The organism is Sphingomonas sp. RIT328 (assembly GCF_000632225.1).
Classification (GTDB): Bacteria; Pseudomonadota; Alphaproteobacteria; order Sphingomonadales; family Sphingomonadaceae; genus Sphingomonas; species Sphingomonas kyungheensis.
Genome location: NZ_JFYV01000007.1, coordinates 74,045 through 96,456 on the forward strand (window position 1 = coordinate 74,045; position 22,412 = coordinate 96,456).

At 68.3% G+C, this 22,412-nt stretch carries 19 protein-coding genes and 1 pseudogene; 12 read left to right on the forward strand and 8 right to left on the reverse strand.

All coding sequences use genetic code 11. The features are described 5' to 3' along the window. Positions 1-19: 19 nt before the first annotated feature. Positions 20-1,687 carry a GGDEF domain-containing protein gene (locus BW41_RS04470; protein ID WP_081792894.1) on the reverse strand — a complete coding sequence of 556 codons (1,668 nt, stop codon included), beginning with the start codon at positions 1,685-1,687 and terminating at the stop codon, positions 20-22. A gap of 109 nt (positions 1,688-1,796) precedes the next feature. Between BW41_RS04470 and BW41_RS04475 the strand changes: the two genes are divergently transcribed. Next, positions 1,797-2,195 (forward strand): NUDIX domain-containing protein, encoded by a 399-nt coding sequence (locus BW41_RS04475; protein ID WP_235199504.1) that lies wholly within the window; start codon positions 1,797-1,799, stop codon positions 2,193-2,195. Positions 2,196-3,559: 1,364 nt separating this feature from the next. Here BW41_RS04475 and clpA read toward each other — a convergent pair. Both clpA and BW41_RS04485 read right to left on the reverse strand, forming a co-directional pair. Continuing rightward, positions 3,560-5,875, reverse strand: a complete 2,316-nt coding sequence (gene clpA, locus BW41_RS04480) for an ATP-dependent Clp protease ATP-binding subunit ClpA (protein ID WP_037531831.1) — start codon at positions 5,873-5,875, stop codon at positions 3,560-3,562. Positions 5,876-6,009: 134 nt separating this feature from the next. Continuing rightward, the gene (locus tag BW41_RS04485) at positions 6,010-6,204 is read right to left on the reverse strand and encodes a DUF1192 domain-containing protein (RefSeq protein WP_037531833.1); all 195 of its coding nucleotides are present in this window, start codon (positions 6,202-6,204) and stop codon (positions 6,010-6,012) included. A gap of 90 nt (positions 6,205-6,294) precedes the next feature. On the opposite strand from BW41_RS04485, the gene BW41_RS04490 reads away from it, so the two are divergent. Beyond that, positions 6,295-7,293 (forward strand): NAD(P)H-quinone oxidoreductase, encoded by a 999-nt coding sequence (locus tag BW41_RS04490; protein ID WP_200870341.1) that lies wholly within the window; start codon positions 6,295-6,297, stop codon positions 7,291-7,293. A 7-nt stretch (positions 7,294-7,300) separates the two neighbouring features. On the opposite strand, the gene BW41_RS04495 is transcribed toward BW41_RS04490, so the two are convergent. Both BW41_RS04495 and mnmA read right to left on the reverse strand, forming a co-directional pair. Further along, positions 7,301-7,555, reverse strand: a complete 255-nt coding sequence (locus tag BW41_RS04495) for a UvrB/UvrC motif-containing protein (RefSeq protein ID WP_081792895.1) — start codon at positions 7,553-7,555, stop codon at positions 7,301-7,303. Further along, complete coding sequence (gene mnmA, locus BW41_RS04500; RefSeq protein ID WP_037531836.1) at positions 7,552-8,667, reverse strand: tRNA 2-thiouridine(34) synthase MnmA; 1,116 nt, start codon at positions 8,665-8,667, stop codon at positions 7,552-7,554. Before mnmA ends, BW41_RS04495 begins: the two co-directional genes overlap by 4 nt. Positions 8,668-8,821: 154 nt before the next feature. Here mnmA and BW41_RS21460 point away from each other — a divergent pair, with 154 nt between their 5' ends. The 3 genes from BW41_RS21460 (at position 8,822) to BW41_RS04510 (ending at position 9,841) form a co-directional block, all read left to right on the forward strand. Next, complete coding sequence (locus BW41_RS21460; protein WP_081792896.1) at positions 8,822-9,067, forward strand: hypothetical protein; 246 nt, start codon at positions 8,822-8,824, stop codon at positions 9,065-9,067. A 102-nt stretch (positions 9,068-9,169) separates the two neighbouring features. Next, a complete protein-coding gene (gene sciP, locus BW41_RS04505) occupies positions 9,170-9,469 on the forward strand; it encodes a CtrA inhibitor SciP (RefSeq protein WP_037531838.1) in 300 nt (99 codons plus the stop codon). A gap of 114 nt (positions 9,470-9,583) precedes the next feature. Next, the gene (locus BW41_RS04510; RefSeq protein WP_037531839.1) at positions 9,584-9,841 is read left to right on the forward strand and encodes a GlsB/YeaQ/YmgE family stress response membrane protein; all 258 of its coding nucleotides are present in this window, start codon (positions 9,584-9,586) and stop codon (positions 9,839-9,841) included. Between the two features lie 948 nt (positions 9,842-10,789). Here the strand turns inward: BW41_RS04510 and BW41_RS04515 are convergent. Continuing rightward, the gene (locus BW41_RS04515) at positions 10,790-11,512 is read right to left on the reverse strand and encodes an SIMPL domain-containing protein (RefSeq protein ID WP_037531840.1); all 723 of its coding nucleotides are present in this window, start codon (positions 11,510-11,512) and stop codon (positions 10,790-10,792) included. Between the two features lie 208 nt (positions 11,513-11,720). Here BW41_RS04515 and BW41_RS04520 point away from each other — a divergent pair, with 208 nt between their 5' ends. Together BW41_RS04520 and BW41_RS04525 are read left to right on the forward strand one after the other, a co-directional pair. Beyond that, positions 11,721-12,908, forward strand: a complete 1,188-nt coding sequence (locus BW41_RS04520; RefSeq protein ID WP_037531842.1) for an efflux RND transporter periplasmic adaptor subunit — start codon at positions 11,721-11,723, stop codon at positions 12,906-12,908. Position 12,909: 1 nt separating this feature from the next. Beyond that, positions 12,910-16,140: an efflux RND transporter permease subunit gene (locus BW41_RS04525; RefSeq protein WP_037531843.1), complete on the forward strand. Its 3,231-nt coding sequence runs from the start codon at positions 12,910-12,912 to the stop codon at positions 16,138-16,140. Positions 16,141-16,170: 30 nt separating this feature from the next. On the opposite strand, the gene BW41_RS21465 is transcribed toward BW41_RS04525, so the two are convergent. Further along, the gene (locus BW41_RS21465) at positions 16,171-16,326 is read right to left on the reverse strand and encodes a hypothetical protein (RefSeq protein ID WP_200870342.1); all 156 of its coding nucleotides are present in this window, start codon (positions 16,324-16,326) and stop codon (positions 16,171-16,173) included. Between the two features lie 146 nt (positions 16,327-16,472). Further along, positions 16,473-17,551, reverse strand: a pseudogene (locus BW41_RS22030) (suppressor of fused domain protein). Here BW41_RS22030 and BW41_RS04535 point away from each other — a divergent pair. The 5 genes from BW41_RS04535 to BW41_RS04555 all read left to right on the forward strand — a co-directional run bounded on the left by BW41_RS04535 (position 17,489) and on the right by BW41_RS04555 (position 22,360). Further along, a complete protein-coding gene (locus BW41_RS04535; RefSeq protein ID WP_037531887.1) occupies positions 17,489-18,697 on the forward strand; it encodes a DUF445 domain-containing protein in 1,209 nt (402 codons plus the stop codon). The pseudogene BW41_RS22030 and the gene BW41_RS04535 overlap by 63 nt on opposite strands. An 82-nt stretch (positions 18,698-18,779) precedes the next feature. Then, positions 18,780-19,880: an ABC transporter permease gene (locus BW41_RS04540; protein WP_037531844.1), complete on the forward strand. Its 1,101-nt coding sequence runs from the start codon at positions 18,780-18,782 to the stop codon at positions 19,878-19,880. Continuing rightward, positions 19,880-20,809, forward strand: coding sequence for an ABC transporter ATP-binding protein (locus BW41_RS04545; RefSeq protein ID WP_037531846.1), 930 nt, complete (start codon positions 19,880-19,882; stop codon positions 20,807-20,809). Before BW41_RS04540 ends, BW41_RS04545 begins: the two co-directional genes overlap by 1 nt. Beyond that, positions 20,809-21,771 carry an MlaD family protein gene (locus BW41_RS04550; RefSeq protein ID WP_037531848.1) on the forward strand — a complete coding sequence of 321 codons (963 nt, stop codon included), beginning with the start codon at positions 20,809-20,811 and terminating at the stop codon, positions 21,769-21,771. Before BW41_RS04545 ends, BW41_RS04550 begins: the two co-directional genes overlap by 1 nt. A 4-nt stretch (positions 21,772-21,775) precedes the next feature. Then, positions 21,776-22,360: an ABC-type transport auxiliary lipoprotein family protein gene (locus BW41_RS04555; protein ID WP_037531850.1), complete on the forward strand. Its 585-nt coding sequence runs from the start codon at positions 21,776-21,778 to the stop codon at positions 22,358-22,360. Positions 22,361-22,412 lie beyond the last annotated feature (52 nt).

Here is a 22,412-nt window from a genome sequence, read left to right on the forward strand (position 1 = left end):
ACAAGCCCCTGCCAGCGGGTCAGGCGACCTGCGCGAGCGCGACGCCGTGACGGACGCGATCGCGCCCCGCCGCCTTGGCGGCGAACAATGCGCGGTCGGCGCAGCGGTACATCGCCTTCCATTCGGTCTCGCGCGCGAGCGTGCCGGTGCAGGTGCCGATGCTCGCGGTGACGATCAGATCGAACGGCATCCGCTGGACGCGCAGCCGGTCGAGCACGCCGCGCGCATCGAGCGGCTGTTCCGCCGGGCTGAGGATGGCGAATTCCTCGCCGCCGATCCGCGCGACCAGCGCGTCGGGCGCGGCGGCGCGCAGCGCGCCGGCGATCAGCCGCAGCACCTCGTCGCCGCCGTCGTGGCCGAGCGTGTCGTTGATCCGCTTGAAATGGTCGATGTCGACGAGGATCAGCTGATGCTCGCCGGCCCGGCCGATCGCGCCGTCGAGAAAGGCGCGGCGGTTGAGCAGGCCGGTGAGCGGATCGGTCGCGGCGAGCCGGTGGGCGGCGATCTCCCGCGCCCGCGCCGCATCGCGCTCGAGGCTGAGCAGCCGGATGCGATAGGCGACGCCGAGCGACGACAGCGCCGCCTCCAGCGCCATCGCCAGCAGCGTCGAATTGTCGATCCACCAATGCCAGGCGATCAGCTGATAGGCGGCGAGGATGCGCACCCCGGCGAGCACCACCGGCGCGCCCCAGGCGAGACCGAACAGCCACAGGTAATTGCTGCGCCGGCGATAAGCGCGGTAGAGGATCGGGCCGATCAGCGTGATGACGCCGACATAGGCGATGGTCGAAATACCGTCGGTGATCGCCACATAGCGGGGCGTGAACCAGGCATAGGCGGTCGCGGCGGTCAGCAGCGTCGCGATCAGCCCGGTGCTGTAGGGGCGCAGCCAGCCGTCGAAGACGCGGCGTTCGAAAAAGGCGCGGGCGAACACCAGCGCTGCCGAGGCGGTGCCGGCCAGCAGCAGATAGTTGAGCCGCTGGCGGTCGTTGTTGTCGATACCGCTGATCTGGCCGAGCAGGCCCGACGAGGAGAAGGCATAGCCGAGCAGGAACAGCACCATCAGGCAATAGGCCGGCTGGAACGCCTGCCGCAGCGCCGCCCACAGCGCGAGATTGTAGATCAGCAGCGCCAGGCACATGCCGGCAAAGGCGGCATAGAGCGCCGCCATCGTCATGTCGCTCGCAGCGGCGGTATCGGCATCGACCAGCACCGGGCCGATCAGCACGCCGCGCCGGTTGAGCGAGCCCTCGACATGCCAGAGCAACCGCGTCGGCGGCGCGGCATGCGGCGGCAGCGGCAGCTCGATCGTCGCGCCGAGCCGCAGGTGCCGGCCGGTATCGCCGCTGGTCACGCCGATATGGCGGATCGCCCCGTCGGCGTAGCGGACATAGAGGGTGACGCGCGACTGCCAGAGGCTCGCCTGGCGCAGGCGCAGCGGCACGGTGCCGGGCGGCAGCGGCTGCGAGATCAGCCAGAAGTCGCCGGGGCCGAACCTGCTCTGCTTCGCTGTACAGGCGAAACGATCGGGCCGGTCGAACAGCGTCGCAGCCTCGTCACCGGCGGCGGCGGGGCGGATGCAGCTGTCGAGGTCGATCCGCGTCGCGGCCTGCGCCCGTCCGGGCAGCAGCGCGGCAACGACCAGCAACAGGACGGTGAGAATCCATCGGGTTGCGGGCGGCGGCATGCGTGAGAGCGCTAGCAGACGAATGCGAACCGAGGGTTAACGGAAGCTTGTGCGGATGGCCTTGGGCTAAGGCCGGCAGCGGCTATACGCCTGTGTCATGACCGACGGGATGGAACCACGGGTGGGCTGCGGCGCAGCGATCGTCGCGGATGGACGGATCCTGCTGCTGCGTCGCCGGCGACCGCCCGAATCGGGTCATTGGGGGCTCGCCGGCGGCAAGGTCGACCTGTTCGAACCGGCAGAGGCGGCGATGCGGCGCGAGGTGGCCGAGGAACTCGGCATCGTCGTCGGCGCGGTCGAGTGGCTGTGCTTCGTCGACCAGATCGATCGCGCCGCCGGCACGCACTGGGTCGCGCCGATCTATCGCGTCCTCGATTTCACCGGCATTCCGCGCAACTGCGAGCCCGACAAGCACGACGGGCCCCAATGGTTCGCGCTCGACGCGCTGCCGGAGGCGCTCACCACCCCGACCCGAGCGGCGCTGGCGGCCCTGCGGCGGGTCGAGTGAGGGGGCCGGCGAAGCGTCCGCGACCGCGCGCGGCGCCGCCTGACAGGCAGTGTCGTTCGAGCTTGTTTGAGGCCTCCGCGATCGGCTGATGAATGCGCCGGTGATGGCGGGATGTCTCGGCGCACCACGACCGTTGTCTTGCTTGGCTAAGAGATGCCCGCCTGCGCGGAACGTCCGCGATACTCGCAGCCTCGCCCGATACACCCCGTCACCCCGGACAGGTTCCGGGATCCACCGTACCGCAAAAGCAACGGCCGACGCTCCTGCCGAGCCGTGGATGCCGGAACACGTCCGGCCTGACGGCAGAAGGTTTCCAGTACGCCCGCGAGCGGAAGCCCAGTATCTCCTTGCTCCCCGGACTGCCGTTCTACTTGGCACTGGATTCCCGCCTGCGCGAGACCTCTGCGAAAGTTTCGAAACCACCCCGGCGAAGGCCGGGGCCCAGTTGGGAGGCCTTGTAACTGATTGCACAGCTTCACCAAACTGGACCCCGGCCTACGCCGGGGTGGTACGTGAGCACATCAGGTTGCTACTTTCGCAGAGGTCCCGCCTGCGCGGAAATACTGCGTCACGTGGCAAGCAGATCAGCCTCCAGAACCACCTTGCCCATGCAGACGCTCGGATATGTCGAACGGTCAAATGACCTCGACACAGCTCCCGCCCCTGTCAAACCGCAGACGACCGCAGCGAGTCCGGCTCACCGCAAGGCCTCGCAGCGATCGAGAGCACACCCCCCGCCGTTCCCGACCATAGATCTCTGCGTCCTCTGCGCCTCTGCGCGAACCCGGCACCAGTCGCCGGCCGGACAAATCCCACTGACGAACCCAGCCCAAATGGACCGGGCGGGCCGTATAGCTTTGAGCCAAAACACAAAATGCCACCCGCTGTCCTACGCGACCGGCCTTTGCTAGCGGCACGGGCGCAAGAGTCGCTCCTTCTCATTGTCGAACAAACGGAAACGATCGGCCCGGATCGTTTCGATCAAGGTGTCCATCTTGTCCATGTTGCCCCATTCCGGCCACATTTAGGCCTCCGCCGTCGCTCTTCCCGGGGGCGGCGATGCTTCACCGTGCAAGGGTTTCGACCAACAATGGCTGGACCGGACGCCGCAGCATGCGGTCGCGTGATCAACCACCCCGTCATGCCGGAGCGATAACGGCACAAGGCACTACGCAACGCGACCACCGTGCCACATGGAAAATGGGCCGCCCGGTCGCCCGGACGGCCCTGTCTCCACGTGGCATCAGCGACGCCATACCGCCACGCCGATCGCTCCCGGGTCCCCCGGGCACTACCCGGAAGGCGCAAACGCAAACGGGCCGGACTGTTGCCAGCCCGGCCCGCTGCCATTCAAACCCGACGCCTTACTTCGCGTCGACGGGCTCCGCCTTGCCCTTCTTCTTCGGCTTCTTCGGCGCGGCGGGTTCGATCGCGAAGGACAATGTGCCGTCCTTCATCCGCACCGTGACCTCGCCGCCATGGACGAGCTTGCCGAACAGCAGTTCCTCGGCGAGCGGCTGCTTGATCTTCTCCTGGATCAGGCGACCCATCGGACGCGCACCATAGAGCTTGTCATAGCCCTTTTCGGTCAGCCAGCTCTTGGCGGCATCGTCCAGGTTGATGTGGACGTTGCGGTCGGCGAGCTGGAGTTCGAGCTGGAGGATGAACTTGTCGACGACCCGCGCGACCACCTCGGTCGGCAGATAGCCGAACGGCACGATCGCATCGAGGCGGTTGCGGAACTCCGGCGTGAACATCTTCTGCACCGCCTGCTCGTCCTCGCCCTCACGGGTGAGATTGCCAAAGCCGACCGTCTCACGCGCCATGTCGGACGCGCCGGCATTGGTCGTCATGATCAGGATGACGTTGCGGAAATCGACCGATTTGCCGTGCTGATCGGTGAGGCGGCCATTGTCCATGACCTGCAACAGGATGTTGAACAGGTCGGGATGCGCCTTCTCGATCTCGTCGAGCAGCAGCACGCAATGCGGATTCTGGTCGACCGCATCGGTGAGCAGCCCGCCCTGGTCGAAGCCGACATAGCCGGGAGGCGCACCGATCAGCCGGCTGACCGAATGGCGCTCCATATATTCGCTCATGTCGAACCGCTGGAGCGGGATGCCGAGGATCGACGCCAGTTGCTTGGCGACCTCGGTCTTGCCGACGCCGGTCGGGCCGGTGAACAGATAGTTGCCGATCGGCTTTTCCGGTTCGCGCAGGCCGGCACGGGCGAGCTTGATCGCCGAGGCGAGCTTCTCGATCGCGGCATTCTGGCCGAAGACGACGCGCTTCAGATCCGTCTCGAGGCTTTCGAGCGCGGCCTTGTCGTCGGTGCTGACCGACTTGGGCGGAATCCGTGCCATCGTCGCGATCACCGCCTCGATCTCCTTGGCGGTGATCGTCTTCTTGCGCTTGGCGACCGGCACCAGCATCTGCATCGCGCCGACCTCGTCGATCACGTCGATCGCCTTGTCGGGCAATTTACGGTCGTTGATGTAGCGCGCCGACAGCTCGACCGCCGACTTGATCGCATCCGGCGTATATTTGACCGAATGATGCTCCTCGAATGCCGAGCGCAGTCCGGCGAGGATCTTGATCGTGTCCTCGATCGTCGGTTCGTTGACGTCGATCTTCTGGAACCGGCGGAGCAGCGCGCGGTCCTTCTCGAAATGGTTGCGGAATTCCTTGTAGGTGGTCGAGCCGATGCACCGGATCGTGCCGCCCGACAGCGCCGGCTTGAGCAGGTTGGACGCGTCCATCGCGCCGCCGCTGGTCGCGCCGGCACCGATCACGGTGTGGATCTCGTCGATGAACAGCACCGCATGCGGCAGCTTTTCCAGCTCGTTGACGACCGCCTTCAGCCGCTCCTCGAAATCACCGCGATAGCGGGTGCCGGCGAGCAGCGCGCCCATGTCGAGGCTGTAGATCACCGCCTCGCTGAGCACGTCGGGCACTTCGCCCTCGACGATCTTGCGGGCGAGGCCTTCCGCGATCGCGGTCTTGCCGACGCCGGGATCGCCGACATAGAGCGGGTTGTTCTTCGACCGGCGGCACAGGATCTGGATCGTGCGATCCACCTCCGGCCCGCGCCCGATCAGCGGATCGACCTTGCCGATCTTCGCCTTCTCGTTGAGGTCGACGGTGAATTGCTTGAGTGCGCTTTCCGTCTTGCCCTTCTCCTGTCCCTTGGCCGGCTTGTCTTCGTCGGCACCCTTGGGCGTCGTCGCCTCGGCGGCGCCGCTGCCCTTGCCGACGCCGTGGCTGATGAAGCTGACCGCATCGAGTCGGCTCATGTCCTGCTGTTGCAGGAAATAGACGGCATAGCTCTCGCGCTCGCTGAACAAAGCGACGAGCACGTTGGCGCCGGTCACCTCGTCGCGGCCCGACGACTGGACGTGGAGGATCGCACGCTGGACGACGCGCTGGAAGCCGCTGGTCGGCGAGGGATCGGTCGCGGCATCGACCTTGAGCGCATCGAGCTCGGTATCGAGATAATGGGCGACGGTGGTCTTGAGGTCGCCGAGCTCGACATGGCACGCCTCCATCACCTTGGAGGCATGTTCGTCGCCGATCAGCGCGAGCAGCAGATGTTCGAGCGTGGCATATTCGTGCCGACGCGAGGACGCGGCCTCGAGCGCCTTGTGCAGCGTGGTCTCGAGCGCGGGGGCGAAGGAAGGCATTCAGATTACTCCAGTCGGGCCGCGGTGGGTCGCCGCGCCCTTTCCCATCATGTCGGTATCGCGGACGCTCGCATCAAGCACTTGACGTCGCGTCGTCGGCATCGGCGAACCGGCCCGGGCGGCGCGACGGCCGGTCATCGCCTGAACAGCGCGTCCGCGCTGGCGCGATGATCGACCGATCGGTCGCGGGCGAGCCGGGTGCGCCGGATCTCCGCCTCCAGCGTGACGATCCGGGCATCGAGCTCGGCGATCGACAGCGGGTCGAGGTCCTGCCGCAGCAGCTCGGTCAATGCGTCGTTGGGACGCGACGGGGCGTCGTCCGATTCCATCGCTGCCTAACGTTGACCCCCGCCCGCACGATGTCAATAAGGCTGGACGGCGGCGTACCCCGCCCGCGGATCGACGGACAGGAACAGCGGATGAGCGAAGTGCCCGAGACGATGCAGGCGATCGACCCGGAGGCGCATGGCGGGCCGGAGGTGTTGCGGCTGGTCGAGCGACCGGTGCCGCGCCCGGCGGCGGGCGAGGTGCTGATCCGCATCGCCGCGGCCGGGGTCAACCGGCCCGACGTGTTGCAGCGCAAGGGCAATTACCCGCCGCCGCCGGGCGCACCGTCGATCCTGGGGCTGGAGATCGCCGGCACGGTGGCGGCGGTCGGGCCGGATGTCGACCCGGCGCTGCTCGGCCAGCGGGTCTGCGCGCTGCTCGCCGGCGGCGGCTATGCCGAATATGCCGTCGCGCCCGCCGGCCAGTGCCTGCCGGTGCCCGACGGGCTGGAGATGGTCGAGGCGGCGGCGATCCCCGAGACGCTGTTCACCGTCTGGACCAATTTGTTCGAACGCGCCTTCGCCACCGAGGGCGACAGCGTGCTGCTTCACGGCGGGACCAGCGGCATCGGCACGATGGCGATCGCGCTCGCCAATCTGTTCGGGCTGACGATCATCGTCACCGCCGGGTCGGACGCCAAATGCGCCCGCGCGCTCGAGCTCGGCGCGACGCATGCGATCAACTACCGGACCGAGGATTTCGTCGAGCGGGTCAAGGCGATCACCGGCGGCAAGGGCGTCACCGCGGTGATCGACATGGTCGGCGGCGATTACGTGCCGCGCAACCTCCAGTGCCTCGCCGATGACGGCCGCCACGTCTCGATCGCGGTGCAGGGCGGCGCGCAGGCGACCGTGCCGCTGTTCGAGATCATGCGCCGCCGCCTGACGCTGACCGGGTCGACGCTGCGCCCGCGCGACACCGCGTTCAAGACGCTGGTCGCCGACGAGATCGGCCGTACCGTCTGGCCACATGTCGAGGCCGGGCGGCTGCGCCCGATCATCGACCGCACCTTCCCGCTCGCCGACGCCGCCGCCGCGCATGCGCGGATGGAGGAGGGCGACCATGTCGGCAAGATCGTGCTGACGGTATGAGCGGCGCCTAGCGCCCGCGGTTGCGGGTCATCGGGTCGGGCTTGGCGGGCTTGACCCAGCCGTCGGGGGGCACGACGCGCGACTGGCTGGTGCCGAGGCCCATCGCGCCGGGGCGTTGCCGATCGAGGCCGGTCGGGTCGGCATCCTCGCCGCCGGCGCGCAGCAGGCTGATCCGGTCACGCAACCGACCCGCGGTCTCGAAGTCGAGCGCCGCCGCGGCGGCCTCCATCTCCAGCCGGAGTGCCTCGATCGAGACGCTCACGCCGCGACCGCGGGCAGCGCCGCAGGCTCGGTCGCGGTGATCCAGCCGCCGCCGAGCACGCGTTCGCCGGCGTAGAGCACCGCCGCCTGACCGGGGGCGACGCCATATTCGGGCGCGGCGAAGCGCAACCGGTCGCCGTCGAGCCGCGCCGGCACCGGCTTGGCCATCGAGCGGACCTTGGCGGTGATCGGCCCGTCATAGTCGCCGCCAAGCCAGTTGAGCCCGCTGATCGCCGCCGCCGACACCGCGAGCGCGGCGCGCGGGCCGACCACGACCTGTCGCGTCGCCGCATCGACGCGAACGACGTAGAGCGGTTCGGGCGAGCCGCCGATCTCCAGCCCGCGGCGCTGGCCGACGGTGAAATGGATGATGCCGCGATGCGTGCCGAGCCTGCGACCGGCGAGATCGACGATATCGCCCGCAGTGTCCGCCTCGGGGCGCAGCTTGCGGACGAGGCCGGCATAATCGCCGTCGGGGACGAAGCAGATATCCTGGCTGTCGGGCTTGGCGGCGACGCCGAGGCCGAGGTCGGCGGCGATCGCGCGCACCCGCGGCTTGGGCAGGCCGCCGAGCGGGAAGCGCAGATAGTCGAGCTGCGGCTGCGTCGTCGCGAACAGGAAATAGCTCTGGTCGCGCGCCGGATCGGCACCGCGGTGCAGCTCGACCTGCGTGGGCGTGACCAGCCGGCGGACGTAATGGCCGGTGGCGAGGCAATCGGCGCCGAGCTCGCGCGCGAGGCTGAGCAGATCGGTGAACTTCGGGCCGGTGTTGCACTGGACGCAGGGGATCGGCGTCTGCCCGGCGAGATAGGCGTCGGCGAAGGTGTCGACCACCGTCTCGCGGAAGCGCGTCTCGTGGTCGAAGACGTAATGCGCGATACCCAGCCGGTCGCACACCGCGCGCGCGTCGCGGATGTCGCGGCCGGCGCAGCAGCTGCCGGCGCGGCCCGTCGCCTCCCCGTGATCGTAGAGCTGGAGCGTCACGCCGATCGTCTCCGCCCCGGTGCGCGCGGCGAGCGCGGCGACGACCGAGCTGTCGACGCCGCCCGACATGGCGACGACGATCCGCTTGCCGGCGAGCGGTTCGCCAAGCTGGAAATCCACTTCGTTCATGCCCGCTTCTACTCCGTCCGCCGCGGAACCGCAAAACCGCGCCTGGTTAACATGGGTTCACATAGGTTCGTGCAAAAGTCTGCGCGGCTTTACCGGGCCTTCATGGCTCGTTGCTAAAAAGGAGACTGGCACAGGCAACGACGAGTGGCACAGGTTGGACCTCAGCTTCCCAGGCTTCGACAGAAACACGGAGGTGACGAAACTTCCGGGGGATCTGGCGGTGCTGATGGTCGGCATCGCCGCCCGGCAGACGGCGTCTCCGACCGCCGTCGCCCAGGCACGGTTCGGCCGCATCGGTCACCCGTCGCGCTTGCTGCAACCGCTGGACGGCGCGTTCAACGGCCCAACCGCGGCTCTGCTCGCGCAATGGAGAGAAGGACGACCCCGGCCAGAAGGCTGAAAGCCCCGTTAACCCTCGCGTGCAATTCGATCTTCAAGACCGGCCGCTAGGGTTGTGTATCGCGTTTGAGAGGGGGCCCCCAGCCCCGATCGAGGTTAACTGATGATCGAGAACCAGAAAATCCGTCCTGCCAAGGTGATCGGCCCGCTCGGCGAATCGCTGACGCTGGATTCGCTGCCGCCGCCGTCGACGACGCGCTGGGTGGTGCGACGCAAGGCGGAAGTGGTCGCGGCGGTCAACGGCGGCCTGCTCACCGTCGACGAGGTGTGCGCACGCTATGGCCTGACGGTCGAGGAATTCGCCAGCTGGCAGCGCGCGATCGACCGGTCGGGCATGCCCGGGCTGCGCGTCACCCGGATTCAGCATTACAAGTCCCTGTACGAGCGCCAGCAAAAATATTGAGCGGGGTGGCTTGACGGCCGCGCTTCGTCCGAAAACCGAAACGCGTGCGGAACATTGTTACGGGGTTGAGAGTCTTTCCCGACGGAGCCCATGGCGGGCGCAACGGAGGGATTTATGGGTATCATTCTTTGGCTCGTCATCGGTGGCGTTATCGGCTGGCTCGCCAGCATCATCATGCGCACGGATGCCCAGCAGGGGATTTTCCTCAACATCGTCGTCGGCATCGTCGGTGCCTTCCTCGGTGGCCTGATCATCTCGGGCGGTTCGATCAACAATGCGCCGCTCAACATCACCTCGTTCCTGGTGTCGCTGCTCGGCGCTGTGATCCTGCTCGGGATCGTCAACCTCGTGCGTCGTGGTAGCGTTCGCTAAGAGCGGCGCGGCACGGCGTCGCTGACGCCACGCGAAGACAGGGCCGTCCGGGCGACCGGGCGGCCCTTTTCGTTATGCGGTGCGGCGGTGGCGTTGCGTGGTGCCGCGGGCCGTCTTCGGTCCGGTATGACGGGGTGGTCGCATGACCGCGAGCTGCTCCGTCCGTTTAGCCCTTCCTTGCCCCGGCTCTCTCGATACCGGGATTCGCCGCGGTGCGGCCGGCCGGCGGCGAGTGCCTGAATGTGGCCGGAATGGGGCAACATGGACAAGTTGAACACCTTGATCGAAACGATCCGGCCTGATCGTTTCCGTTTGTTCGACAATGAGAAGGAGCGACTCTTGCGCCCGTGTCGCTAGCAAAGGCCGGTCGTGTAGGACAGCGGGCGACATTCTGGGTTTTGGTACAATGCCATACGCTTTACCTCGTCCAATTTTTGGCGGGGCTCGTCAGGTGAGTCCGGCGGTACGGCAACCGGCGACAGGTGCTGGGTTCGCGCAGAGGCGCAGAGGGCGCAGAGGGATGTGGCGGACGCGGCGGGGCGTGTGATCTCCGGAGGCCGCCCAAAGTCGGTGGTGAGCCGGGTTCGCCGCACTCATCGGACCCTTGGCAGGGCGGGGCATCTGCGGAGGTTGCTTGGCCACTCGAGGTATACAAGCGCCCGCGCGGACACGGCCGTCTTGGCGGTTAAGCCGCGAGCCACGAGGCACTGTGTTCCCGCGCAAGGCGGGAATTCAACGTCAGGCAGAGCCGCAGTTCGCAATTGGAGATAATACTGAGATCCCACTCTTGCGGGAGCGTCGAAGGTGTTTGGGCATTTCCACTCCCGTTGACTTGTTCGTGAGATGACGTCGGGACTATTGCGGGGGCGGGAGTGTTGCAGACGGCGAGCCCTCTGTGTCCTCCGCGCCTCCGCGTCAATATGTCGGCATTTGCGACCGCTGCCGCCGCTATTGCAGCAGGAAGCGCACCGACAGCGTCACCGTCACCTCTTTCTCGCCCGGCGCGATCGCGGTGGGTGCGGCGTCGGCCTTGAGCGCGCGGGCCATGAACATCGGTTGCGGGCCGGGCGTGCCGGCGTCCTGGCCCGCCTCGGCGATCGAGATCACCCGCGCGACCTTCATCCCCGCCGCCGCGGCATAGAGGTCGGCGCGGGCGCGGGCGCGCTTGACCGCATCGGTGCGCGCCTCGTCGAGCGCCGCGTCGGGCTGGTCGATCGAGAGACTGGGGCCGTCGATCTGGTTGGCACCCTGCGCGACCAGCGCATCGAGCACCGCACCCGAGCGGGCGACGTCGCGGAAGCGGACGCTGACCGTATTGGTCGCCTGATAGCCGGTGATCGCCGGCGGCTGGCCGTCGGTGTAGCGATATTGCGGGCTGAGCGCGACGGTGGCGGTGGCGATGTCGCGCGGCGCGACGCCAGCGCGCTTGAGCGCGGCGAGCACCGCGTCCATCCGCCGCGCATTGTCGCCGAGCGCCGCCGCGGCGGTCTGCGCCTGCGAGACGACGCCGGCACGGACCGTCGCGAGATCGGGCACCCGCGTCGTCCGCCCTTCGGCGCTGACGTCGAGGATCGTGCCCTGCGCCGGCACCAGCGGCTCGACCGTGGTCGGCGCGGTCTGCGCCTGCGCCGCCGCCGGGATCATCAGCGCTGCCGCGACGAGATATTTCATGTCTGTCCTTCCGAGTTGATCGATGTGGCACGAGCATTTGCCGCAGCCGGGATCAACCCCGGCTGAACAGGCGATGTTATTGCGGGAACTTCAAGAATAGGGCATGGCGACGGCGCCGCGCCAGCGGGGGCTTGAGCGTGGTGGCTTATTCATATAACACAGTCGCGACGCAGATGGCCTCACGAGTGGCCGAGGGGATGGGACGGGCATGAACGACTATCAGGGTTCGATCGGGCACGACGAGCGATTGGCACTGCCGGGCGATCCGGCGCCGTCGTCCCGCCGCCGCCGGATCGTCATCGCGCTGATCGTCGTCGCGCTGCTCGCGGTCGCCGGCTGGGCCTTGTTCGGCCGCAAGAAGGCCGATCCCGCCGCCGGCCAGAAGACCGAGCAGATGCCGGTCGTCACCGTCATCGTCCCCGGCCGCAAGACGGTCGACCGCACGATCACCGCGACCGGCACGCTCGCCGCGCGGCGCGAGATGCCGCTCGGCGTCGCCGGTGACGGCGGCATGATCACCCGCGTGCTCGTCGAGCCGGGCCAGTGGGTCGGCGCGGGGCAGGTGCTCGCCACCGTCGATCGCTCGGTGCAGACGCAGACCGCCGCCTCGCTCGCCGCGCAGGTCGCGGTGGCGCGCTCCGACCAGACGATCGCGCAGGCCGAGCTCGACCGCGCGCAGCAGCTCGTCGACCGCGGCTTCATCTCCAAGGCCGATCTGCAGCGCAAGGCGGCGACGCGCGATGCCGCGGCGGCGCGCGTCCAGGTCGCCGCCGCCAGCCTGCGCGAGGCGAAGGCGCGCAACGGCCGGCTCGACATCCGCGCGCCCGAGGCGGGGCTGGTGCTGACCCGCCAGGCCGAGCCGGGCCAGATCGTCAGCGCCGGATCGGGCGTGCTGTTCCGCATGGCGCAGGGCGGCCAGATCGAGATGCGCGCGCAGCTCGCCGAATCGGATCTCGCCAGCCTGCGCCCCGGCGCGCGCGCGACGGTGACGCCGGTCGGCAGCGACCGCAGCTTCGCCGGCGAGGTGTGGCAGGTGTCGCCGATCATCGACGCGACGACGCGGCAGGGGATCGCGCGCATCGCGCTGCGCTACGATCCGGCGCTGCGTCCCGGCGGCTTCGCCTCGGCGACGATCGTCGGCGGCGCCGCGGTCGCGCCGCTGCTGCCCGACGCGGCGTTGCAGAGCGACGACAAGGGCAGTTTCGTGTATATCGTCGGCAAGGACGACAAGGTCGAACGCCGCAACATCAAGATCGGTCAGGTCTCCGACGCGGGCGTGACGGTGATCGCCGGCCTCGACGGCACCGAGCGCGTCGTGCGGTCGGCGGGCGGGTTCCTCGCCCCCGGCCAGAAGGTCAAACCCGTGGTCGCGGCCGCGCAGGCAAAGGCAAGCTGACATGAGCTTCCGCAACATCTCCGCCTGGGCGATCCGCAACCCGGTTCCGCCGATCGTGCTGTTCCTGGCACTGACGCTGGCGGGAATCGTCAGCTTCATGCGGATGGACGTCAACAACGATCCCGACATCGACTTCCCCGTCGTCATCGTCGTGATCAGCCAGCCCGGCGCGGCGCCGACCGAGCTGGAGAATCAGGTCACCAACCGCGTCGAATCGGCGGTGCGGTCGCTCCAGGGGATCGACGAGATCACCTCCACGGTCACCGAGGGCCAGTCGACCACCGTCGTCCAGCTCGCGATCGGCACGCCGATCGACCGCGCGGTCAACGACACGCGCGACAAGATCGCGCAGATCCGCAGCAACCTGCCCGAGGGCATCCTCGAACCGCAGATCTTCCGCGCCGACACCACCGACAACGATCTCGCCAGCTATTCGGCGATCGCCAGTGACATGACGGTCGAGCAATTGAGCTGGTACATCGACAATACGGTGACCAAGGAACTGCTGTCGGTGCCCGGCATGGCCGCGGTCAACCGCAACGGCGGCGTCAGCCGCGAGATCCGCGTCATCCTCGATCCGCTGCGCCTGCAGAGTCAGGGCCTCACCGCCAGCCAGGTCAATGCGCAGCTGCGCCAGATCAACCTCAACGCCGCGGGCGGCCGCGCCGAGATCGCCGGGTCCGAACAATCGGTGCGCGTGCTCGGCAACGCCAAGAACGCCAACGAGCTCGCGCAGACGCAGATCAACGTCGGCAACGGCCGCACCATCCGCCTCGGCGACATCGCCACGGTGCGCGATCTCTATGCCGAGCAGCGCAGCCGCGCCGCGGTCGACGGGCGCCAGGCGATCAGCTTCGACTTCCAGCGCGCCAAGGGCGCCTCCGACGTCACCGTGTTCAACGAGGCGGTGAAGAAGCTCACCGACCTCGAGAAGCGCAACCCCAACGTCCATTTCATCCTGCGCTCGAACAGCGTCAAATATACCGAAGCGCAATATGAGTCCGCGATCCATGCGATGATCGAAGGCGCGGTGCTCGCGGTGCTCGTCGTGCTCTTGTTCCTGCGCGACTGGCGCGCGACGCTGATCTCGGCGCTGGCGATCCCGCTGTCGGCGATCCCGACCTTCTGGTTCATGGAGCTGCTCGGCTTCAACCTCAACCAGATGACGCTGCTCGGCCTCAGCCTCGTCGCCGGCGTGCTGGTCGACGACGCGATCGTCGAGATCGAGAATATCGTGCGGCATATGCGGATGGGCAAATCCGCCTATCAGGCATCGATCGACGCGGCCGACGAGATCGGCCTCGCGGTGCTCGCCACCACCATGTCGATCGTCGCGGTGTTCATGCCGGTCAGCCTGATGCCGGGCATCTCGGGCCAGTATTTCCAGAACTTCGGTCTCACCGTCGTCGTCTCGGTGCTGATGAGCCTTGCCGTCGCTCGCCTCATCACGCCGATGATCGCCGCCTATTTCCTCAAGAGCTTCGGCCACGCCAGCCATGGCGAGGGCAGGCTGATGGACGGCTATATGGCGGTGCTGCGCTGGACGCTCGACAGCACGCGGCAGAAGGCGAGCGCGGCGCGCGGCGGCCTGCATCGCGTCACCAGCCGCTGGCGCGATCATCGCATGTGGGTGATGGGCTTCGGCCTGCTCGCCTTCATCGCAACGCTGGCGATGTTCGCGGTGGTGCCGATGCAATTCTCGCCCGCCGAGAACAGCGACAACTCGACCGCGACGATCGAGATGGTGCCGGGCGCGACGCTGGCGCAGACCGACGAGGTCGTCACCCGCGTCGGCGAGTTGCTGCGCCGCCAGCCCGAGGTCGCCTCGGTCTACACCCGCACTGGATCGAACGGCGCGGTCAACACCGGCCGCGTCACCGCGACGCTCAAGGAAGACCGCAAGGTCACCAGCACCGAATTCGAACGCAATCTTGCGCCCGAGCTCGCCAAGTTCGCCGATGCGCGCGTCGGCTTCCGCTCGCAGTTCGGCTGGGGCTCGTCGGGGCGCGACATGACGATCGTGCTCGGCGGCGACGATCCGGCGCTGCTCCAGAAGACCGCCAATACGCTGGTCGATCAGATGGCGAAGCTGCCGACGCTGACCCAGCCGCGCATCTCGGGCAATCTCCAGCGGCCCGAGATCGTCATCAAGCCGCGCTTCGACCTCGCCGCCAATCTCGGCGTGACGACGCAGGCGCTGTCGAGCGCGATCCGCATCGCGACGCTGGGCGACATCGACCAGAATTCGGCGCGCTTCTCGCTCTCCGACCGGCAGGTGCCGATTCGCGTCGCCCTCGATCAGGGCGCGCGGACCGAGCTGTCGACGATCCAGAACCTGCCCGTCTCGACCGCGAGCGGCGGCTCGGTGCCGCTGGCGCTGATCGCCGACATCAGCCTCGGCTCGGGACCGACGCAGATCGATCGCGTTAACCAACAGCGGCGCATCGCGGTCGGCGCCGATCTTGCCCCCGGCATCGTCTCCGGCGTCGCGCAGAAGCAGATCGACAATCTGCCGATCATGAAGAACCTGCCGCTCGGCGTGAACAAGCTGACGCTCGGCCAGGCGAAATGGCAGGCGGAGATGCTCAACAACTTCGTCGTCGCGGTGATCGCCGGCACCTTCCTCGTCTTCGCGGTGCTGGTGCTGCTCTATCGCCGGGCGCTGCCGCCGTTCGTCAACATGGCGTCGCTGCTGCTCGCGCCGCTGGGCGGGCTGATCGCGCTGTGGGCGACGGGCAATCCGCTGTCGCTGCCGGTGTTCATCGGCCTGCTGATGCTGCTCGGCATCGTCGCGAAGAATTCGATCCTGCTGATCGACTTCGCGCTCGAGGAGATGAACAAGGGCGTCGACACGCTGACCGCGATCATCGACGCCGGGCACAAGCGCGCGCAGCCGATCGTGATGACGACGGTGGCGATGGTCGCGGGCATGATCCCGACCGCGCTGTCGATCGGCAGCGACGGATCGTGGCGCGCGCCGATGGGCATCGTGGTGATCGGCGGCCTGATCCTGTCGACGATCCTGACGCTGGTGATCGTGCCGGCGGCGTTCAGCCTCGCGGTCGGGATCGAACGCTATGTCGGGCCGCGGCTCGGCCGGCGGCTGCTCACCTATCGTCCCGGCGACGACGGCAGCACGGTGGTCGGCATCGCCGGCCCCAACCAGCCGAGCATCGCGCCGGTGCCGGGCCGGCTGGGCCATGACGACGGGGGCGCGCAGCCGGCGGAGTGATCCGCCGGCGACGGATCGGCCGGCGGACGTTCAGCCGACCGAGCGGATCACCGCGCCGCTCGCGTCGCGGATGTCGGTGCGCTCGATCTGCCAGACGACGCCGGGCAGCGCGTCGAGGCGATAGGCGCCGCTGACCGGACGCAGCGTGTCGCGTAACTGGTCGAGCCCGCCCCGATCGAGCGTCACGCACGGCGGCCGGGCCTGCGCGTTGATCCTCGATGCCTCGCCCGCGGCGAACCGGATCGCGTCGTCCGTATCGAGCAGCAGCAGGTCCCGCCCGAACGGCAGCCGCAGCGCGAGCAGGGTCTCGACCTGACCCGCGCCGATCCGGATCAGTGTCGTGGAGCGGACGGGTCGCCCTGCTGCGAGCAGGCGACCGTCGGCACGAACAGCATCCCCATCGACGACCCGTCGCGATCGCGCCCCGTCTCCACGGCGTCTCGTACGTCGGGCCGGTCGAGCAGCGAGGCGCGCGCGAGATCGGTGATCCAGAGCGGCAGGTGCGGCAGCAGCGCCGCCAGCACTCCGCGCGTCTGCCAATTCTTGCCCGCCTCCATCTCATCGACGGTGAGGCCGACGATCTGGACGAAGGCGACGCTGCCGTTCGGCGGGGCGATCGGCGGCAGCTCCGGGTCGGCGACGAAGGCGAGTCCCCGCAACTGCGTGTCCGTGTCGAGCGCGATCGATCCGTTGCGGGCCATCCACTCGCCGTCGCGCAGGGCATTGCCCGAGGTGGCGACGTAGCGCGCCAGATTCTGCATCAGGCTGATCGCCACCCGGGCGGGTCCTCGTCCGCTGGATCGCAGCGCAGACGGAAAGTCAGTTCGAAGCCGTGGCCGCTGATCGCCTCGTCGTCGCTTTCTTTCCAGTACAGTTCGGAGAGTCCGAAGCCGACGCAATGCCAATGCGGAATCGGCTCGGCACTCTTCCACGCGCTGATCCCGTCGAGCGGATTGCCGTCGAAGCCGAATGGCAGGCTCGACCATAATGTCTGGGCTCCTGCTGCGGATAGAGGTGCGTGCACGCGGCCCGGATCGCATCCCAGCCGGCGGTGGCCGCATCGTCGCCTTCGGTCATGACGCGAGGCTAGGAGCGGCCCGAACGGCTGTCGACGCCGCATCGTCAAGCCGTTGACCGGGCAGCGCCCTCGTGCCGCACCTGACGGAATCCGCGGTGCCGGTGCGACGCGACCCGGCGGTATGCGAGTAGCCGCCGCCATCGGCAGGGGGGGGTGATGCGCAAACCGAACGCGATCCCACTTGAACTTCCCCGCCGCTCGCGGATTGTTTCGCCCATGAACACCCGTCCCCGCAGCGCCACCGAGGCGGCTCCGCCCGCTCTCGTCGCGATGCGGCGGATCGCCGTCGGGCTGCTGGTGGCGATGGCGGCGCTGTTCCTCGTTAGCCGTCATCTCGCCCCCGCCTATCCCGGCTGGGGGTTCGTCCAGGCGTTCAGCGAGGCGGCGATGGTCGGCGGGCTGGCCGACTGGTTCGCGGTGACCGCGCTGTTCCGGCATCCGCTCGGGCTGCCGATCCCGCACACCGCGATCATCCCGCGCAACAAGGACCGGATCGGCGATACGCTCGCGCAATTCCTGCGCGCCAACTTCCTCCAGCCGGCGGTGATCGGCCGGCGAATGCGGCGTGTCGACGTCGCCACCGCGATCGCGCGCTGGCTGACCGATCCGCCCGAGGGCGCCGGCGGACGCTTCCGCCAGGGCGCATCGAAGCTGGTCGCGCAGGTGCTCGACGGGCTCGACCCGCAGCGGCTCGGCGGGATGGTCAAGGCGGGGATCGCCGCGCGGCTGCGCGCCACCGACGTATCGCCGATCCTCGGCCGGATGATGCAGGCGGCGATCGCCGAACAGCGGCACGCGCCGCTGCTCGACAGCGCGATCCGCTGGGGCGCGAAGGCGCTCGCCGCCAACGAACATCTGATCCGCGCGATGGTGCACGAACGCGCCGGATCGATCCTGCGCTGGACCGGGCTCGACGAGACGGTCGCGGACAAGTTGATCGCCGGGCTCGACAAGCTCGTCGCCGACATGGCCGAGGATCCGCAGCATCCGTTGCGGCTCAAGGCGGAGGAGGGGCTCGACCGGCTCGCCTGGGACCTGCAGTTCGATCCGGCGATGCGCGCGCGGGTCGAGGCGATGAAGGTCGAGCTGATCGCCAATCCGGCGATGCAGCGCTGGCTTGACGGCCTGTGGGAATCGGCGCGCGCCGCGCTGCTGCGGATCGCGCGCGATCCGGAAAGCGCGATGCAGGGGCAGCTCGGCGACATGCTGCGCCAGCTCGGCGAGACGCTGACCCACGATCCTCGGCTGGCGCGGACGATCAACCGCTTCGTCCGTCGCGCGGTGGTCGGCATCGCCGCGGATTATGGCGACGGCATCGTCCGGCTGGTGTCGGAGACGGTACGCGGCTGGGACGCGCGCACGATCACCAGCCGGCTGGAGAATGCGGTCGGCCGCGACCTGCAATATATCCGCATCAACGGCACCCTGGTGGGTGGTCTGGTCGGCCTGATCATCCATGCGGTCGACGTGCTGCTGTGAACCCAGCCTGTCCGGTCAACCCAACCGTCGCGTATGATAAACGCCTTGCCGAAGGTCGGAACTTGGCTCACAAGCGCAGGCGATGAGCGCCACAGCCGAATTCGAGCAGGACAGCGGCGGAACCCTTCGCTTTTCCGGTGACCTGCTGCTGCGCACGCTGGGCGATCTGCCCGACCGGCTCGACGCGGTGAGCGGCCCGGTGCGCAGCATCGACCTCAGCGGCATCGACCGGATCGACACCGTCGGCGCCTGGCTGGTCCACCGGCTGGCGACGCGGCATCAGGCGTCGATCGAGGGGCTCGACGCGGACGGCCGCTATCTGCTCGATTCGGTGGTCGCGGCGGATCGCCCGGTGGCGATGCCGGTGCGGCCGAGCAATGCGTTCAGCAAGCTGCTCGGCGAGATCGGCGATGCGGTGGTGATCACCTTCCGCACGCTCTACGGCCTGCTCGGTTTCCTCGGGGCGACGACGATCGCCTTCGTCAACGTCGTCCGCCACCCCAGCCGCTTCCGCTTCAACGCGACCGTCCACCGGTTCGAGGTGGTCGGCGTGCAGGCGCTGGCGATCGTCGGGCTGATGAGCTTCCTGATCGGCATCGTCATCGCGCAACAGGGTGCGGTGCAGCTCCGGCAGTTCGGGGCCGAGGTGTTCACGATCAACCTCGTCGGCCGGCTGACGCTGCGCGAGCTCGGCGTGCTGATGACCGCGATCATGGTCGCGGGCCGCTCGGGTTCGGCCTTTGCCGCGCAGCTCGGCACGATGAAGCTGACCGAAGAGATCGACGCGATGCGGACGATCGGCGTCTCGCCGATGGAGGCGCTGGTCTTGCCGCGGACGATCGCCGCGGTGCTGCTGATGCCGCTGCTCGGCTTCTATTCGTCGCTGATCGCGATCGTCGGCGGCGGGCTGCTCGCCTGGGTGTCGCTCGACATTCCGCCGGTGACCTTCATCCAGCGCATCCGCGAGGTGGTGCCGATCACCGACCTCTATATCGGCCTGATCAAGGCGCCGGTGTTCGGGGCGATCATCGCCATCGCCGGCTGTTTCCAGGGCATGCTGGTCGAATCGGACGCCGAGCAGGTCGGCCAGCGCACCACGTCGGCGGTGGTGCAGGCGATTTTCCTCGTCATCGTGCTCGACGCCTTCTTCGCGGTGTTCTTCACCTGGGTGGGGTGGAACTGATGGCAAACACCCCGGCATCGGCCCGCCCGCGCGACTCGGGGCGCGACGAATCGATCATTCAGGTCCGCGGGCTGAAGAATGCCTTCGGCGAATCGGTGATCCACGACGGGCTCGACCTCGACGTGCGGCGCGGCGAGATCCTCGGCGTGGTCGGCGGGTCGGGCACCGGCAAATCGGTGCTGATGCGATCGATCATCGGCCTGCAGACCCCGGTGGCGGGCGAGATCACCGTGTTCGGCGAACCGACGATCGGCCGCGAGGAGACCGAGGCGACCGCGATCCGCAAGCGCTGGGGCGTGCTGTTCCAGGGCGGCGCCTTGTTCTCGACGCTGACCGTCTCCGAGAACGTCCAGGTGCCCCTGCGTGAATTCTACGGCGGGCTCGATCCGGCACTGATGGCGGAGATCGCCGCCTATAAGGTGGTGATGACCGGCCTGTCCCCCGATGCCGGCCCCAAATATCCGTCCGAACTGTCGGGCGGCATGAAGAAGCGCGCCGGCCTTGCCCGCGCGCTGGCGCTCGATCCCGAACTGCTGTTCCTCGACGAGCCGACCGCCGGGCTCGATCCGATCGGCGCGGCGGCGTTCGACCAGCTCACCAAGTCGTTGCAGAAGACGCTCGGCCTCACCGTCTTCCTCATCACCCACGATCTCGACACGCTCTATGCGATCTGTGACCGGGTCGCGGTGCTCGCCGACAAGAAGGTGATCGCGGTCGGCACGATCGACGAACTGCTCGCGCTCGATCACCCGTGGATCGAGGAATATTTCAAGGGTCCGCGCGGTCGCGCCGCGATCGCGACGCAGGAGGCGCAGGACGCCAGCCAGCATCCGACCGAGGTCAAGACGCAGCAGATCGCGGCAAGTCCGGCCGCGGCCACCACCACCGAACCGGCCGACCCGGCCCGACCCCCTGTAGGGACCGACTGATGGAAACCCGTTCCAACCATGTGATCGTCGGCGCGGTGGTGCTGATCCTGCTCGCCGCGCTGGCGGTCTTCACCGTCTGGATCGCCCGCCTGGGCAGCGCCTCCGAGCGCGAATACGACATCTTCTTCAAACAGTCAGTCGACGGCCTCGCCAAGGGGTCGACGGTGACCTATTCGGGCGTGCCGACCGGACAGGTCAAGGCGATCGCGCTGTGGAAGCCCGATCCGCAGTTCGTCCGCGTACGGGTGACGGTGAAGGACGAGACGCCGATCCTCCAAGGCACCACCGCGACGATCCAGGGCAGCTTCACCGGCACCAGCACCGTCGCGCTCGACGGCGCGCGCAAGGGCGCGGTGCCGATCGCCTGTCCCGATCATCCCGATGCGACGCAATGCCCCTATGGCGTGCCGGTGATCCCGACCAAGCAGGGCGGCATCGGCGCGATCCTCAATTCGGCACCGCAGCTGCTCGAGCGGCTGTCGACGCTGACCGAGCGGCTGACCGGGCTGCTCACCGATCGCAACCAGGCGTCGATCGCCGGCATCCTCGACAACACCAACCGGCTGTCGGGCGCGCTCGCCGACCGCGGGCCGGAGATCGCGGCGACGCTGGCGCAGACGCGCATCGCGATCCAGCAGGCGGGCGATGCCTCGCAGCAGATCGGCAAGCTCGCCGAGACGACCAACGGCCTGATCGCGCAGGACGTCAAGCCGACGATGCAGAACCTCAACAAGGCGATCGCCTCGGCGCAGCAGAGCGCCGAGACGCTCAATGCGGCGATCCAGGACGCACGGCCGGGCCTGCAGACCTTCTCCAAGCAGACGATCCCGGAGGCGAACCGGCTGGTGCGCGATCTGCGCGTCACCGCGACGGCGCTGTCGTCGATCGCCGACAAGGTCGATCAGGGCGGCGCCAGCTCGCTGATCGGTCAGCAGAAGCTCCCCGATTACAAGGGCAAGTGAGATCATGAAGACCAGGCTCCTCATCCTCGCCGCGACGCTGCCGCTCGCCGGCTGCATCAGCTTCGGCGCCAAGCCGCCGCCCTCGCTGCTGACGATCGAGGCGACGTCGGCGCCGGCGGTGGGCGCGGACCAGAATTCCGCCAAGGCGCGCTCGATCACCATCCAGGTGCCGACGACGCCGACCGCGATCGCCGGCGCCCGCGTGCCGGTCCAGGCGACGCCGACCAGCATCGCCTATGTCAAGGACGCGCAATGGGCCGAGCCGCCGGCGCGGCTGTTCGCCCGCCTGCTGTCCGACACGGTGTCGGCGCGCAGCAACATGGTGGTGCTGTCGACGGTCCAGTCGATCAGCGATCCGAGTGCTACGCTCGCCGGCGAGCTGCGCCGCTTCGGGCTCGATGCGACGACGCGTGAGGCGGTGGTGACCTATGACGCGGCGCTGACCCGCGCCGGGCAGGAGACGGTCGAGAAGCGCCGGTTCGAGGCGCGTGTCCCGGTGCAAACGATCGACGCCGCCAATGCGGGGACGGCGATCAGCCAGGCGGCCAATCAGGTCGCGGTCGAGGTGGCGGCCTGGGTCGCCGGCTGAGCGGCGGTTCGACAAGCGTAACTAGCTGGGGTGCAATCAAAATTGGCCGTCC

Excerpts from the sequence above, each read along its gene's own strand:
- BW41_RS04470 (WP_081792894.1), bottom strand. The coding sequence starts at position 1,687 with ATGCCGCCGCCCGCAACCCGATGGATTCTCACCGTCCTGTTGCTGGTC.
- BW41_RS04475 (WP_235199504.1), top strand. The coding sequence starts at position 1,797 with ATGGAACCACGGGTGGGCTGCGGCGCAGCGATCGTCGCGGATGGACGG.
- clpA (WP_037531831.1), bottom strand. The coding sequence starts at position 5,875 with ATGCCTTCCTTCGCCCCCGCGCTCGAGACCACGCTGCACAAGGCGCTC.
- BW41_RS04485 (WP_037531833.1), bottom strand. The coding sequence starts at position 6,204 with ATGGAATCGGACGACGCCCCGTCGCGTCCCAACGACGCATTGACCGAG.
- BW41_RS04490 (WP_200870341.1), top strand. The coding sequence starts at position 6,295 with ATGAGCGAAGTGCCCGAGACGATGCAGGCGATCGACCCGGAGGCGCAT.
- mnmA (WP_037531836.1), bottom strand. The coding sequence starts at position 8,667 with ATGAACGAAGTGGATTTCCAGCTTGGCGAACCGCTCGCCGGCAAGCGG.
- sciP (WP_037531838.1), top strand. The coding sequence starts at position 9,170 with ATGATCGAGAACCAGAAAATCCGTCCTGCCAAGGTGATCGGCCCGCTC.
- BW41_RS04510 (WP_037531839.1), top strand. The coding sequence starts at position 9,584 with ATGGGTATCATTCTTTGGCTCGTCATCGGTGGCGTTATCGGCTGGCTC.
- BW41_RS04515 (WP_037531840.1), bottom strand. The coding sequence starts at position 11,512 with ATGAAATATCTCGTCGCGGCAGCGCTGATGATCCCGGCGGCGGCGCAG.
- BW41_RS04520 (WP_037531842.1), top strand. The coding sequence starts at position 11,721 with ATGAACGACTATCAGGGTTCGATCGGGCACGACGAGCGATTGGCACTG.
- BW41_RS04525 (WP_037531843.1), top strand. The coding sequence starts at position 12,910 with ATGAGCTTCCGCAACATCTCCGCCTGGGCGATCCGCAACCCGGTTCCG.
- BW41_RS04535 (WP_037531887.1), top strand. The coding sequence starts at position 17,489 with ATGCGGCGGATCGCCGTCGGGCTGCTGGTGGCGATGGCGGCGCTGTTC.
- BW41_RS04540 (WP_037531844.1), top strand. The coding sequence starts at position 18,780 with ATGAGCGCCACAGCCGAATTCGAGCAGGACAGCGGCGGAACCCTTCGC.
- BW41_RS04545 (WP_037531846.1), top strand. The coding sequence starts at position 19,880 with ATGGCAAACACCCCGGCATCGGCCCGCCCGCGCGACTCGGGGCGCGAC.
- BW41_RS04550 (WP_037531848.1), top strand. The coding sequence starts at position 20,809 with ATGGAAACCCGTTCCAACCATGTGATCGTCGGCGCGGTGGTGCTGATC.
- BW41_RS04555 (WP_037531850.1), top strand. The coding sequence starts at position 21,776 with ATGAAGACCAGGCTCCTCATCCTCGCCGCGACGCTGCCGCTCGCCGGC.